This window comes from Microcoleus sp. Pol11C3, from assembly GCF_036701485.1.
GTDB lineage: Bacteria > Cyanobacteriota > Cyanobacteriia > Cyanobacteriales > Microcoleaceae > Microcoleus.
The window spans coordinates 694-15,137 of record NZ_JAUBQW010000146.1; the positions used below are offsets into that span (position 1 = coordinate 694).

General features: G+C 46.6%; 11 protein-coding genes and 2 pseudogenes. 10 read left to right on the forward strand and 3 right to left on the reverse strand.

The annotated features are described in order from the left end of the window. The 9 genes and pseudogenes from QUA40_RS23930 to QUA40_RS23970 form a co-directional block, all read left to right on the forward strand. A pseudogene (locus tag QUA40_RS23930) lies at positions 1 to 669 on the forward strand (ATP-binding cassette domain-containing protein); the annotation flags it as partial. A gap of 40 nt (positions 670 to 709) precedes the next feature. After that, positions 710 to 1,510 (forward strand): ABC transporter permease, encoded by an 801-nt coding sequence (locus QUA40_RS23935; protein WP_333130509.1) that lies wholly within the window; start codon positions 710 to 712, stop codon positions 1,508 to 1,510. A 181-nt stretch (positions 1,511 to 1,691) separates the two neighbouring features. Next, positions 1,692 to 2,594, forward strand: a complete 903-nt coding sequence (locus tag QUA40_RS23940; RefSeq protein WP_333130511.1) for an Rpn family recombination-promoting nuclease/putative transposase — start codon at positions 1,692 to 1,694, stop codon at positions 2,592 to 2,594. A gap of 44 nt (positions 2,595 to 2,638) precedes the next feature. Next, a complete protein-coding gene (locus QUA40_RS23945) occupies positions 2,639 to 4,735 on the forward strand; it encodes a Gldg family protein (protein WP_333130513.1) in 2,097 nt (698 codons plus the stop codon). Positions 4,736 to 4,834: 99 nt separating this feature from the next. Next, positions 4,835 to 5,521 (forward strand): DUF4340 domain-containing protein, encoded by a 687-nt coding sequence (locus QUA40_RS23950; protein WP_333130515.1) that lies wholly within the window; start codon positions 4,835 to 4,837, stop codon positions 5,519 to 5,521. 255 nt (positions 5,522 to 5,776) lie between these two features. After that, positions 5,777 to 6,907 (forward strand): ABC transporter ATP-binding protein, encoded by a 1,131-nt coding sequence (locus tag QUA40_RS23955; protein WP_333130517.1) that lies wholly within the window; start codon positions 5,777 to 5,779, stop codon positions 6,905 to 6,907. Positions 6,908 to 7,061: 154 nt separating this feature from the next. After that, positions 7,062 to 8,192, forward strand: a complete 1,131-nt coding sequence (locus tag QUA40_RS23960; RefSeq protein WP_333130519.1) for a spermidine/putrescine ABC transporter substrate-binding protein — start codon at positions 7,062 to 7,064, stop codon at positions 8,190 to 8,192. 154 nt (positions 8,193 to 8,346) lie between these two features. Beyond that, positions 8,347 to 9,258 (forward strand): ABC transporter permease, encoded by a 912-nt coding sequence (locus QUA40_RS23965; RefSeq protein WP_333130521.1) that lies wholly within the window; start codon positions 8,347 to 8,349, stop codon positions 9,256 to 9,258. 112 nt (positions 9,259 to 9,370) lie between these two features. Further along, positions 9,371 to 10,216 (forward strand): ABC transporter permease, encoded by an 846-nt coding sequence (locus QUA40_RS23970; protein WP_333130523.1) that lies wholly within the window; start codon positions 9,371 to 9,373, stop codon positions 10,214 to 10,216. Between the two features lie 254 nt (positions 10,217 to 10,470). Here the strand turns inward: QUA40_RS23970 and QUA40_RS23975 are convergent, their stop codons facing one another. Continuing rightward, positions 10,471 to 11,286, reverse strand: coding sequence for a fatty acid desaturase (locus QUA40_RS23975; protein WP_333130525.1), 816 nt, complete (start codon positions 11,284 to 11,286; stop codon positions 10,471 to 10,473). A gap of 358 nt (positions 11,287 to 11,644) precedes the next feature. Next, entirely contained in the window at positions 11,645 to 12,457 is an 813-nt protein-coding gene (locus tag QUA40_RS23980) for an acyl-CoA desaturase (RefSeq protein ID WP_194063518.1), read from the reverse strand. A gap of 80 nt (positions 12,458 to 12,537) precedes the next feature. Between QUA40_RS23980 and QUA40_RS23985 the strand changes: the two genes are divergently transcribed. Next, a complete protein-coding gene (locus tag QUA40_RS23985) occupies positions 12,538 to 13,770 on the forward strand; it encodes a methionine gamma-lyase family protein (RefSeq protein ID WP_333130527.1) in 1,233 nt (410 codons plus the stop codon). Positions 13,771 to 13,979: 209 nt separating this feature from the next. Here QUA40_RS23985 and QUA40_RS23990 read toward each other — a convergent pair. Next, positions 13,980 to 14,360, reverse strand: a pseudogene (locus tag QUA40_RS23990) (CatB-related O-acetyltransferase); the annotation flags it as partial. Positions 14,361 to 14,444: the final 84 nt, after the last annotated feature.

Sequence of the window (14,444 nt, forward strand, 5' to 3'; positions counted from 1 at the left end):
CTCATTGTTCAAATGGTAGAGCCGATCGAGCATTCTCAACCAGAATCCGAACTGATTTTAGATGCGCCAAAGTCGATCGAGCATTCTCAACCAGAATCCGAACTGATTTTAGATGCGCCAAAGTTGATCGAGCATTCTCAACCAGAACCGGTTGTCGAAAATCAGCTCATTGTTCAAATGGTAGAGCCGATCGAGCATTCTCAACCAGAATCCGAACTGATTTTAGATGCGCCAAAGTCGATAGAACATCCTCAACCAGAACCGATTGTCGAAAATCGGCCTGTTGTTTCAGAAACAGTAGAGTCGATAGAACATCCTCAACCAGAACCGATTGTCGAAAATCTGCCCCTTGTTTCAGAAACATTAGAGTCGATCGAACGTTCTCAACCAGAAACGGTTGTCGAAAATCTGCCCCTTGTTTCAGAAACAGTAGAGTCGAGTGAGCATTCTCAACCAGAATCCGAACCGATTTTAGATTCACCAAAGTCGAGTGAGCATTCTCAACCAGAATCCCCACCAGTTGTTAAAAATCGGCCACTTAAAAAAAAGCCACAACCGAGTAGCGATTCTCGACCAGAAGAGCCACCGGTTACCAAAAAGCGACAAATAGAAAGAAAAAAACTGGATAGCGACGACAGCGAAACACCACCCGCAGACGACTCAGAATGAACCAATTACCACTGGCCAATTACCCATTCCCAATTCCTAAATGTTAGTAATGATTAGTAATATTGTCGCAATTTACCGCAAAGAACTACAAAGCTATTTTGCCTCGCCATTAGCCTATGCCATCGCAGCAGTCTTTTGGCTAATCACCGGCTACTTTTTAATAGCCATCCTCCTCGCCCCCGACGGGTTAATTCCCCAAATAGGCCAGAGAGACCAAATGGGAATTACCGAACCTCCCATCGACGTAGCCTACGAATTCCTGCAACTCTTCCTGCGAATCATGGGTTCCCTTTCGTTGTTCGTACTACCCGCACTCTCAATGGGACTTTACGCAGAAGAACGCAAACGTGGCACCTTAGAACTATTAGCCACATCGCCCTTAACAAACTGGGCAGTTGCTACCGGCAAACTCCTCGGCGTTTTAACATTTTATACCACAATGTTGCTGCCTCTGCTGTTCTGCGAGGCGATCGCCCTCAGTTCCTCAACCCCACCCGTACCCCCCGGAGTTCTTCTGCTAGGACACGGCGGCTTAATCTTACTAGCAGCAGGAGTATTGTCGCTCGGAATGTTTATTTCCTCCCTCACCGACAGCACAATTTTATCAGCCATCCTCACCTTCACTCTAGTATTATTTCTCTGGGTGATCGATGCAGTCGCCGTCAGTATCGGTGGCCCCTTCGGAACAGCATTAGGACATTTGTCGCTCCTAACAAATTACACCAATCTTGTCAAGGGAGTTTTCGATACCAGCAGTTTAATTATGTTTGCCAGTTACATCATTTTAGGAGTATTTCTGACCGCCCAATCCATCGATGCCTTGAGATATCAGCGTTCTTAAAAACATCAGGTAAGGCTTCGGGGAATAAAGAGGAAAGATTGGGAAAGTAGGAGATTTGGAGAATTGCACATTAAAGGACACACCACCAATGCCCAATGCCCTGTTTGCCCAATGCCCAATGCCCAATGCCCCATTCCCCATCCCAAATTAATGTTAGTTATTCCACTAATTTCTTGAAATAATGAGATTTATCAATCCAAAAATCGACTTTGCGTTCAAAAAAATATTCGGTTCCAGCGACAGCAAAGACATCCTGATTAATTTTTTAAACGCCATCCTTTATGACGCACAGCCTGTCATCCAAGACTTAGAAATAATCAACTCCCAACCAGAACCTCAAACTCTTGCAACCCAAGACACACACCTAGATGTCAAAGCCATAATTAACGGCGACAGAATCGCCCTAGTTGAAATTCAACTCCTCAACGTTCCTTCCTTTGGGAACAGAGTTTTGTACAACGCTGCCAAAAGCTACAGCCAGCAATTAACAGGAAAAGAACGCTACGAAAGACTAAAAACAGTAATTTCTTTAAAAATTGCCGACTTTGAAATGTTTGAAAATCAGCCAGATTTTTTGTCGCGGTTTGTTTTTCAAGAAAAAGAGCAACAGTTTGACTATCCCGATACTGAAATAGAATTAGTATTTATCGAACTGCCCAAATTTAGCAAGGAATTAGCAGCATTAGAAACAACCGCTGACCAATGGATTTACTTTCTAGAAAATACCAGCACCCTGGAGACAGTACCAGAAACACTCAGTGCAGTTCCAGAAATTCAGAAAGCTTTTAGCATTGCCAGCGCGGAAAACTTCACTCAGCAAGAATTAAATGAATTGCAGAACCAAGAACTGTGGATTCAAGACCAGCAAATTGCCATAGATGTAGCAAGAGAACAGGTGACAAAAACTGCTCAACTCTCGTTAATATTGCGCCAGTTAGTGAAGCGCTTAGGCACAATACAACCGGAAACTGAAAACAGCATCCGTCAATTAGGTATACAGGAATTAGAACAACTAGGAGATGCCGTGATCGATTTCAACAAGCCATCAGATTTAACAGCATGGTTGCAGGCTAATGCGATATAGAATAACATCCTAGACCCGGAAATTTTTCCCTCAATATTTACCTTATGAAAATTAGCAAAACAAATTGGAAATACGTTTTTTTGCTGGGCCCTCTCCTCATCGCAGCGGGGGTAACAGCAGCATTTGTATCTGGAGTATGGGACCCCCTGACAGTCGGTTTAGTTATTGCCGGAGCAGTGACGATCGCACTTTGGCTGCTATATTTGAGTTACGAACAAAGCTTTTGGGGGCAGCGTTCCACTCAAGCGGGCACCAACGCCCTGATTGCTACCCTCGCCGTCTTTGTGATTCTCGGAGTAATTAACTTCATAGCTGTTCGCTATCCCCTCCGCATCGACTTAACCGAAAGCCAACAATTTACCCTCGCCCCCCAGACTCAACAGATACTGCGAAACCTGCAACAAACAGTCAAAGTTTGGGTCTTTGACCCCATCCAAAACCCGCAAATCAAAGAATTGCTGCAAAGCTACAAACGTGAGGGAGGCGAAAAGTTCCAATTTGAGTTTGTTGACCCGCAGGCCCAACCGGGAAAAGCGCGGGAATTTAGCATTACCAGCATCGGAGAAGTTTACCTGCAATCGGGCGACAAAAAACAGGTACTGCAAAAAGGTGGCACTGCTTTTGGTAGCGACCCGAATCAAGGTCTTTCCGAGATAAAACTGACCAATGGCTTAGAAGAAATCCTGAGCACTCGCGTTGCTACAGTTTACTTTTTGCAAGGCAAAGGAGCCCGCCCGCTAAAGGAAGGTCAAGGCGGAATTCAGCAAGCTGAAAAAGCTCTCAAAGATAAATACTACAACGTCCAAACACTGAATTTGACCGAACGCAAAGTAGTGCCAGAAGATGCAGATGCTTTAATCGTTCCCGGGCTGGAAAAACCGTTTTCCGATACAGAAATTAAAGCACTAAAAGCTTATCTCGATCGCGGCGGCAGTTTATTCTTAATGGTAGACCCGGCAATTAATATCGGATTGGACAAATTGCTGCAAGAATGGGGCGTAAAACTAGACACCCGTTTGGTCATCGATGCTTCCGACAACGGTCAAAGATTTGGCCTCGGCCCTACGGTTCCCACAGTCATGCGTTACGGCCAACATCCGATTACTCAAAGTTTTGGCAGCCGCATTTCTTTCTATCCGTTTGCGCGTGCTTTGGAAACCTCGCCAGTAGAAGGGATAGAGGAAAAACCGCTGATTTGGACGAGTCAGAACAGTTGGGCGGAAAGCGATTTGACGACTAAGAAATTGGAGTTCGATCCGAAGACCGATAAACAGGGCCCGCTATTATTAGGTGTAGCTTTAGTTCGATCGTCCACTGACAGCACTCCCTTAAAGCCCTCACCTTCACCAACACCAACACCAGTCACGCCTTCACCCCAAGCATCGCCGACAACTTCACCATCGCCGACAACATCACCAACAACATCACCATCACCAAAAACATCACCATCACCATCACCAACAACATCACCAACAACATCACCAACAACTTCGCCCTCGCCGACAACATCACCATCCCCGACAACTTCGCCCTCGCCGACAACTTCGCCATCACCGACAACTTCGCCCTCGCCGACAACTTCGCCATCACCGACAACTTCGCCATCACCGACAACTTCGCCATCACCGACAACTTCGCCATCACCGACAACATCACCAACAGCTTCCCCCATCAGCTATTCGGTGATTGTCTCGCAAGAAGCTACGCCTCCAGCATTACCGACGACTTCGCCAACACCGACAGCATCACCCACAGAATCTCCCACAGAATCGGCAGAAAGTTCGCCAACACCAACACCCGCAGCATCTCCCACAGCATCTCCCACAGCATCTCCCAGTCCAACGGCAACTCCTTCTGTGCCTTCAACTCCTAGAAAAACATCGCGAATGGTAGTAATTGGTACATCTCAATTTGTGACTAACGGTTGGTTTGACCAACAACTCAATAGCGACGTGTTTCTCAATTCAGTCAGTTGGTTGAGTAAACCAGACCAACAAAGCTTTTCTATCAGTCCGAAAAAAGCTACCAACCGCCGCATTAACATGACGACCATCCAAGTAGGATTGCTGGTGTTAGCTTGGCTAATGTGGCCTTTACTCGGACTGGGAATTGGTGGCGCTATCTGGTGGAAGAGAAGATAAGTTAGTTGACTGTTGTCAGTTGACTGTTGACTGTTGTCAGTTGACTGTTGACTGTTGTCAGTTGACTGTTGGCAGTTGTTATTAATAACAGACTCCCCAATGCCCAATTCCCAATGCCCAATTCCCAATGCCCAATTCCCAGTTACTATGAAATTGCAGAAAAATACATTAGTATTGATAGCCGTCGCGTTGAGCATGACTGGGTTGGTTGCTTTGTTCGAGATGCAAGTGTCTCCGAAACAGGAAGCCGCTAAGGAAGAAAAACAGAAAATTTTTGCTTTTAAGTCCGATCGCGTACAATTCTTTACAGTCAAAACTCCAGAAAAAATATTGACTTTTGAACGAGTTTATGCTACAAAAGGAGGCAAGTCTAACTGGGAAATGAAATTGCCAGTGCAAGCACACGCAAGTCAGGCATCGGTGGATTTTTTGCTCGACAGGCTGGCAACAGGAAAGAGCGATCGCACGATTAATATTACTGCTGCTCAACTGCCAGAATTCGGTCTCGACCAACCCCAAGCTACAGTCACAGTAAAACTGGACAACCAGGAAACTCACCGCCTAGTTTTAGGCAAAACAGACTTTAGCGGCCGCTTCTTGTACGCTCAAGCCAATCCGCCGGAAGCGCCCCCTCAAAATTCCGCCCAAAATTTGCCCGTGCTGCTAGTGCCTTTTGACTTTAAAAATGCCGTCCAGCGACCTTTGTCAGAGTGGAAAAAAGCAGAAGCACCCAAAACAGAGAAACCGCAAAAACCCTCTCCCACGCCAAGTCCTGAGAATCAATAGATGGCCAGTGGCTCCTCGATGTTGCACCATTCTCGATAAGCCTTTTATGAACAGGCAAGAGGCCTGTTCCACAAAGAGTGAATTTTATTGTGGAACAGGCCTCTTGCCTGTTGCTGACAATGGTGCGCTCTGGGATAGAATTTAAAGAACACATCCCAAAACCTGTTACATCCAACATTCCTCGCCTAAAATACAAAAAAGTTTAAGTTTAAACTGTATTAAAATAGCGTGCATTACCCCCAGGAACGGGCGAATATGTTTCAGACAGCACTCAACCAAGGTACGACAGCAACGGATACAGCGCTTGACGTTGAACTCCGCAAGGTCTTCAAGGTATTTAACGGCGAAACCGCAGTTCGCGGAGTAGACCTCAGCATTCGCCAAGGAGAATTTTTTAGCATTCTCGGGCCTTCCGGCTGCGGCAAGACTACCACGCTGCGGTTAATCGCTGGTTTCGAGACTCCCTCGGCGGGCGAATTGATGATTCGCGGCCAGTCGATGACCAACACTCCAGCTTACCGCCGTCCGGTAAATACTGTGTTTCAAAGCTATGCTCTGTTCGGACACATGAATGTCTGGGACAATATCGCTTTTGGATTGCGGATAAAAAAGCTGGGGAAAGCAGAAATTGAAGAACGGGTACGGGAAGTTTTGGCATTGGTGAAAATGGAATCTTTCGCCAACAGGTTTCCCGGTCAAATGTCGGGCGGTCAGCAGCAGCGGGTGGCTTTGGCGAGAGCTCTGGTAAATCGACCAGCGGTTTTGCTGCTGGACGAGCCCCTAGGTGCTCTGGATTTGAAGTTGCGGAAGCAGATGCAGTTGGAACTGTCGAATTTGCATCAAGAATTGGGTTTGACTTTTGTGATGGTGACTCACGACCAAGAAGAGGCGATGAGTCTGTCTGACCGGATTGCGGTGATGCACGAGGGCAGGATTGAGCAAATTGGCTCTCCTGAAGAAATTTATGAGTGCCCGCAGACGGCTTTTGTGGCGGATTTTATTGGGGATACGAATTTGTTTTCTGGTACGGTGGAGTTGATCGACCGATCGAGTATCACAGTTCGCACATCAGCCAATCTGAAAATAGTCGTTCAGCAGTCGGATATGTGGAGTGGTGTCACAGGCGACTCTGTGGTGGTCAGCGTTCGGCCGGAAAAAGTATATTTGAATCTCTACCAGCCGGAAGTGTCGATCAACTGTTTTGAAGGGCGGCTCAAAAATACTATGTACATGGGTACGCACGTTCATTACGTCGTTGAGTTGGCGTCGGGCGATAAAATTACTGTACGCCAGCCAAATACCGGCGGCTCTTTCCCAGATCCGCACACGCCGATTTATGCTTATTGGGGAACTACTGATTGTCTCGCTTTGACCGATCGAGGATAATTGGGAAACCAAGGAAGTTCGGCAACGGATTGTATAGCGGATGTAACGGATGTAACGGATGGATGTTAAATGAAGTTCGGCTTCCCAATTACCAATTTCCCAATTCCCCAATCCCCAATTCCCCAATCTAAAATCTAAAATCTAAAATCTAACTGTGCCTCCGACTAACTTACCAATTTCCAGGATTTTTCCGGCTAATTCTACACGCCGTCAGTTCCTAAAAAATTCGGCGGCGACAATTTCCGGATTAGCTGTTTCGAGTTGTGGCTGGCGGCTTGCAGACGTACAATCTGCTCCTCCCGTCAAAGGTTCGGCAGACAAACTTTTCATCTATACTTGGGCAGGCTATACCGATGACGCTTTGCTTGATCGCTTTGCCCAAAAAACCGGCATTCGCGTAGTGGCCGACGTGTTTAGCTCCAACGAAGAGATGCTGGCGAGAGTTCAAGCTGGTGGCGCCCGCGCCTACAGCATCATTTACCCGTCTGACTACATGGTGGTTCAAATGACGGAACTCGGGCTGTTGAGTCCATTAGACCACTCGATTTTGGGCGGACTCGATCGGCTCAAAAAACAGTTCCAAAACCCTGTCTATGACCCAGGAAACCGCTACAGCGTGCCTTTGAGTTGGGGAACCACAGGCTTGATTTACAACACCGAACAACTCAAAGAAGCTCCTGAAGATTGGAACTATTTGTGGGAGCACAAACAGGAGTTAGCAAGGCGAATGACGCTGGCGAGTGATGTTAGAGAAGTCATGGGCGCTGCGTTGCGGATGCTGGGCTATTCTCTGAATTCTACGAACCAAGAGCAAGTAAAACAAGCTTACGAAAAGTTGGTGCAACTCAAACCGGCGATCGCATCTTTTACTACTGATGCTTGGCGGCCTCAAATGCTGACCGGGGATTTGAAGCTAGCTATGTGTTATTCTTCTGATGCTAATGAAGTAATTTCAGATAACGATAAATTGAAGTATGTCGTCCCCAAAAGCGGTTCTTCTCTGTGGACTGACACTTTAGTAATTCCTAAAGGTGCTCCCAATCCCGAAGCAGCTTATAAATGGATTAACTTTCTGCTACAACCCGATGTCGCGGCTTCTTTAGTAGAGCGGCTCAGTTTTTCAACTCCTTCGGAAGATGCTTTTAGTTTGTTGCCGCCGGAAGTCCGCGAAAATGAGCTTCTTTTCCCTTCGGAAGCTGTTTTAAAAAATTGCGAAGGTGTGGCTCCGGTAGGGAAATTTATGGAAGTGTATGATCGCTATTGGACTAAATTAACCAGCGGCTAATCATCAAACCTAGGGCGGGTTTTACACCCAATCTCTGATTCTCACCCAATATTTACATAAACCCGCCCCCCTACAGCCACTCGCCCACTGTATCCCTATTAGATCCGTGTTAATCCGCGTTCATCAGCGGTTAAAAACTCAAAAAAATTGATCTATGGCTGTTTCAACTAGAACTCCCCCTCCTATTCCTCCCAATTCTCCCTTGAAGGCTGAAACTGTTTCCCCGTGGTCAGCGTGGACAGGTCCGCTGGCATTACTCGGCCCTTCTGGCTTGTTGCTGCTTTTATTATTAGTCATACCAACTCTGGTGATTTTTCAGCTTAGTTTGGTGCCCAATATTAAGCCGGGAGATTTGGTTAATCCTTCGGGAATCGGCAATTACCTGCGAGTGTTTGAGCCGCTGAATTTACAGGTGATGGGTCGATCGCTTTTTTTCGCAACGGGGACTACTATTCTGTGTTTGCTGCTGGGATTTCCCGTCGCTTACTGGATCGCCCTCAATGTCTCGAAAAAGTGGCGGAATTTAACTTTGTTAGGCTTTGTGTTGCCGCTGTGGACTTCTTCGCTGTTGCGATCGTATGCTTGGATTACAATTCTGCGTCCTACGGGGGTTCTCAACTCGCTGCTGGCACTTTTAGGCATTCCTCCTCTGGAATTGCTTAATCAAAGTTCCGCAGTTTTAATCGGCATGGCTTACAGTTATTTGCCTTATATCGTGACAATTCTCTACGCTTCTTTGGAAAAGTTAGACCGCAGGTTGCTAGAAGCATCTCAGGATTTGGGCGCGAATCCAGTGGAAACTTTCTGGAAAGTGACAGTACCTCAGACGATGCCGGGAATTGCTGCGGGTTCTTTGCTAGTATTTATTAGCTGTTTGGGCGATTTTGTCGATCCGGAGTTGCTCGGTGGAGCTTCGAGTATGACGGCGGCTCGTTTGATTTACAATCAGTTTTTGGGGGCGACTCAAAATTGGGGGCTGGGTTCGGCTCTGAGTATGGTATTAATCTTTGTAGTGAGTATCGGAATTGCTCTTTTGCTAAAATATGGCGATCGTAATGCAATTTAAGTTAGTTGACAGTTGACAGTTAACAGTTGTTAGTTGACAGTTCCAATAACCAATAACTAATTCCCCATTACCAATTACCAATTACCAATTACCAATTACCGATTACCGAGACATGGAAAATACCGCCGAAAATCCACAGGAGGAAATACAAGCCGATATGTACTTAAAACCTAAATTTAAGATTTCTTGGCAGGTAATATTTGCCGTTGTGATGTTTTTTTATATGTACCTGCCCATCCTCGTACTCACCTTTTATAGCTTTAACAAATCGCGTTTTAGCGCGGGCTGGGAAGGATTTACTTTAGATTGGTACGTTAAATTATTTAGCGATACGCGGATTTTAATTGCTCTGAGAAACAGCTTAACAGTGGCTGTTTGTGCAGTTGCAATCTCGGCGGTACTCGGCACTTTGATGGCCGTTGGTTTAGCCCGCTACCGCTTTCCTGGTAAGAGTTTATATCAGGGAGTTTCCTACTTGCCGATTATTATTCCAGATATTGCTACTGCAGTTGCTACTCTGGTATTTTTAGCAGCGCTGGCTATTCCTCTGAGTTTGTGGACAATTGTCGCCGCTCACGTTGTGTTTTGTCTGGCTTACATCGCTCTAGCTGTTTCTACTAGATTGGCCGATTTAAACCCGTATTTAGAAGAGGCTGCCTTGGATTTGGGTGCAACGCCTGTTGAGGCTTTTATTCAGGTTTTGCTCCCTCAATTAATACCCGGAATTGTTTCGGGTTGTCTGCTGTCTTTTGTCCTCAGCATGGACGATTTTTTGATTGCGAGTTTTACCGCAGGTAGCGGGACTACAACTCTACCGATGGAAATTTTTAGCCGGATTCGGACTGGCGTAAAACCGGATATTAATGCTTTGAGCGTGCTGTTGATAGTAGGTTCGGGAGGATTGGCATTTTTAGCGGAATATTTGCGCGGCCGGGGCGAGCAAAAACGGGTTCATTAGTCATTAATCATTAGTTATTGGTTATTAGTCATTAGTCATTAAGTTGCTACGCATCTAAATTGAATAAAGAGACGGGCAGGATGCCGTTCCACAAGAATTGTAGAAAAATTGACTGTCAAATTAGATGCACAGCAGCTTAGTCATTGGTTATGAGTCACCAAAAAACCCGGTTTCTTTGAGAAACCGGGTTTCTGAAGCGGTAAGATGCGCTATAAGCGCCCTACAGAGCTTCTGCGTCTAGGAATCAATTGCTGCTACTTGGCGGGTAATTTCACTTTAGTAGCCAAACCTAGTGCTTCCAAAACTTGAATTGTCATCCAAGTGAAGTCAATTTCCCACCATTTCATCCCGTGACGCGCAGAGTATTGATAAGCATGGTGGTTGTTGTGCCAGCCTTCGCCGTAAGTCAGGACAGCCACCCACCAACAGTTAGTAGAACTATCGTTTGTTTCGTAGGTGCGGTAGCCAAATTTGTGAGTGGCGCTGTTAACAAACCAGGTGCAGTGATACACCAAAATTAACCGGGCAAAAATTACCCAAACTACAAATGACCAGCCTGCTGCTAAGTAAAGCAACACGCCAAAGACGATTTGCATCGGCAGAAAGTAGTTTTGCAAAAATTGGTAAAATCGATCGCTCGAAATGTCTTTTGTGCAGCGGGCAATTTCAGCGTGAGCTGGACCTTTATATAGCATCCAGCCGATGTGACTCCACCAAAAACCCTTTTGGGCATTGTGAGGGTCGATCGCATTTTGGTCAGAGTGGGTGTGGTGCAATCGGTGCAGCCCAACCCAATCAATTATTCCTCCTTGACAGGCAAGGGCTCCGCAAAATGCTAGAAAGTATTCTACGAATTTTGGTGTCTGAAAACTGCGGTGGGTAAGTAGGCGATGCCATCCGAGAGTTATTCCCAAACCGCCGGTTATCCAGTGCATGAATACTGTTAAACCAACTGCTGTCCAATTGAAGTTGCTGGGTAGCAGGGCGAACAAAGCGCCGATATGAAGTCCTGCTAAACTAATAACGTGCTTCCAATTGTATTGGAGTTTTTCTTGCGTTGCTATTGTCATTCTTTTTTTGATTTCTGATGAGATGCCGACCGGGATTCACGCATAATAGTTTGGATTGAGCAGTGAACTTTTTTTGCTGCACACTTGCCCAAACTAATAAAGAATCAATGAGAGATTTGGGATTAGGATTGAAAAAGATTTACGGTTGTATTTTGAAAATAAAAAATTTGGCTGCCCAACAAAATTTTTTGTTCCCAATTATATTATAACTGATTCGGGTTTTGGTTGGGTCGATCGCCCCAGAGGATTCGAGCTTACTTCAACCCAACCTATACCGATCGCAAAAACAGGATGAGGCATTGGTCACGAGCCATTAGTCCAGAACTGATGACAGACAACTAATGACTAATTGCCCATGCTATTTTTCTGCTAATTTCACTTTGGTTGCCAAACCCAGCGATTGCAGCAATTGAATTGTCATCCAGGTGAAGTCGATTTCCCACCATTGCAGGCCGTGGCGAGCCGAGTATTGAAAAGCGTGGTGGTTGTTGTGCCAGCCTTCGCCGTAGGTGAGCAGAGCCACCCACCAACAGTTCGTCGATCGATCTCCCGACTCGTAGGTGCGGTAGCCGAATTTGTGGGTAGCGCTGTTAACCAGCCAAGTGCAGTGGAACACCACCACAATCCGCATAAACACGCCCCAAACCACGAAAGACCACCCGCCTAATAAATAAAGCAACACACCGAAGACAACTTGGATGGGTATAAAATATGCTTGGAGAAACTTGTATACTGGGTCGTCGCCGATGTCTTTAGTAAAGCGGGGGATTTCAACTCTGATCGGGAGATCCGAGAGCATCCAACCCATGTGGCTCCACCAGAAGCCTTGATTGGAATCGTGGGGATCTGTTTCGGTGTCGGAATGTATGTGGTGTAACCGGTGCATTCCTACCCAGTCGATCGGGCCACCTTCACAGGAAAGGGTACCGCAAATAACTAGAAAATACTCTAGCCATTTCGGTGTTTGAAAACTGCGGTGGGTGACGAGGCGGTGAAATCCCAGAGTTATTCCTAAACCACCTGTTACCCAGTGCAGAAAGACTGCTAGCCCGACCGCAGACCAGCTAAAATTACCCGGCAGCAAGGCAAATAAAGCACCGATGTGCAGAAAGGCCATAAAGCCTACGACAGGCCAATCAGGAGAAGTTTTTTTGGAAGTTGCAATCGTCATGAATATATTATGTTTACAAACTAGGGGCCGCATCTACGCCATAATGAACAGCGCGCACGCAAAGGGTGAGCGAGGTATAGATGAATAGCGTTTCACGGCTACAGGAAGCAGAACAGGCACTCTTTCAGATTTTTTCTGGTATTGACACTACAGTCAAGCAAAATCTTCAACGAGTCTTAAAAGCTTTTCGCAGCCACCGGGTTGGAGTCCACCATTTTGCAGGGGTTACGGGTTACGGCCACGATGATTTGGGTCGGGAGACTTTGGACGGGGTGTTTGCCGAAGTGGTAGGGGCCCAGGCCGCGGCTGTCCGGGTACAGTTTGTTTCGGGTACTCACGCGATCGCCTGTGCTCTTTTTGGCATCCTGCGTCCTGGTGATGAAATGTTGGCAGTGGCGGGTTCTCCCTACGATACTTTAGAAGAAGTGATCGGCTTGCGGGGGCAAGGTCAAGGTTCACTGATTGAGTTTGGCATTAGTTACCGTCAGTTGCCTCTAACTGGCGAAGGAAGTTTGGATTGGCAGGCATTGAGCTCTACTATTTCAGCAAAGACTCGCCTGGTTTTTATCCAGCGCTCTTGCGGCTATTCTTGGCGGTCGAGTTTGTCTATTTCGGAGATTGAAAAAATCGTCGCCATAGTCAAACATCAGAATCCTAGCACAATTTGCTTTGTTGATAATTGTTACGGGGAGTTTGTTGATGATTGCGAACCTACTGCTGTGGGTGCGGATCTGATGGCTGGTTCTTTAATCAAAAATCCGGGGGGTACGATCGTCCCTGCTGGAGGTTACGTCGCCGGCAGGGCTGATTTAGTGGAGGCGGCAACTTGTCGCTTGACGGCGCCGGGAATCGGCAGCAGCGGCGGCGCAACTTTTGATTTGAATCGGCTGCTGTTTCAGGGTTTGTTTATGGCTCCCGGTTGTGTGGGGGAGGCGATGAAGGGCAATCATTTGACGGCTTATGTTTTTTATAAGTTGGGTTATCGAGTGAATCCTATGCCTTTGGCTAGAAGACGAGATGTGATTCAGGCGATCGAATTCGGTTCTGCTGATAAGTTAATTGCTTTTTGTCGCGCGGTTCAGCAAAATTCCCCCGTCGGTTCCTATTTAGATCCGGTGCCGGCTCCTATGCACGGGTATGAAAGTCAGTTAGTGATGGCTGGGGGTACTTTTATTGATGGGAGTACGTCGGAGTTTTCGGCTGACGGCCCTCTGCGGGAGCCTTACGTGGCTTTTTGTCAGGGGGGAACTCATTGGACTCATATATCGATCGCCCTTGAGGCTGCGATCGAGGCTGTGGGCCCGGCTAAGTAAGTTGTAGGGGCGGTGCGGTATGGGGGCTCCCTGGCTTTGCATGGTGATTTTTGGGGATTTTTTTACCGCAGATGCAGGCCGATTGACCCTGATGAACGCAGATTAAAAGATGTATCGGCGATCGGCTGCTGGGAGTGGGTTCGCCTTCGATCGCGCCGGAACCGGTACACAGGATCGGAGTTAAAATTAATATCGCTGAATTTGCGAGTTTACTCGGCTTTTTTGAGTGCTTGAATATCGCTTTGCATAATTATGCTGACATTGCGCGAAATCTTGTCGATTTCCCAATCCCACCACCTAATTTCTAATAGTTGTGCAACTTCAGAATCGCTAAAACGCTGTTTGATTGGATGGGCGGGGTTTCCACCCACAACGGTGTAAGAGGGAATGTCTTTTACTACAACGGATTTGGCGGCAATAACGGCACCGTCGCCGATTTTGACTCCAGGCATAATGAAGGATTCATAGCCGATCCAAACATCATTGCCAATGACGGTATCGCATTTACTTGGCAGTTCCATTAATAAATTCATGGCTGTTTCCCAACCATTTCCAAAAACAGGAAAAGGATAAGTTGAAATCCCGTCTAGTGTCTAGTGGGTGCATCTCACTTTGGCAAATACATCAAATTGAAAGTTGACCGTTGAGATAAGCACAGCGAAGAGCAAGGATAG

Bases quoted from the DNA above. Each gene is read 5' to 3' on its own strand.
- QUA40_RS23985 (WP_333130527.1), top strand. From the start codon at position 12,538: ATGAATAGCGTTTCACGGCTACAGGAAGCAGAACAGGCACTCTTTCAG.
- QUA40_RS23955 (WP_333130517.1), top strand. From the start codon at position 5,777: ATGTTTCAGACAGCACTCAACCAAGGTACGACAGCAACGGATACAGCG.
- QUA40_RS23950 (WP_333130515.1), top strand. From the start codon at position 4,835: ATGCCCAATTCCCAATGCCCAATTCCCAATGCCCAATTCCCAGTTACT.
- QUA40_RS23940 (WP_333130511.1), top strand. From the start codon at position 1,692: ATGAGATTTATCAATCCAAAAATCGACTTTGCGTTCAAAAAAATATTC.
- QUA40_RS23975 (WP_333130525.1), bottom strand. From the start codon at position 11,286: ATGACAATAGCAACGCAAGAAAAACTCCAATACAATTGGAAGCACGTT.
- QUA40_RS23935 (WP_333130509.1), top strand. From the start codon at position 710: ATGTTAGTAATGATTAGTAATATTGTCGCAATTTACCGCAAAGAACTA.
- QUA40_RS23980 (WP_194063518.1), bottom strand. From the start codon at position 12,457: ATGACGATTGCAACTTCCAAAAAAACTTCTCCTGATTGGCCTGTCGTA.
- QUA40_RS23945 (WP_333130513.1), top strand. From the start codon at position 2,639: ATGAAAATTAGCAAAACAAATTGGAAATACGTTTTTTTGCTGGGCCCT.
- QUA40_RS23970 (WP_333130523.1), top strand. From the start codon at position 9,371: ATGGAAAATACCGCCGAAAATCCACAGGAGGAAATACAAGCCGATATG.
- QUA40_RS23965 (WP_333130521.1), top strand. From the start codon at position 8,347: ATGGCTGTTTCAACTAGAACTCCCCCTCCTATTCCTCCCAATTCTCCC.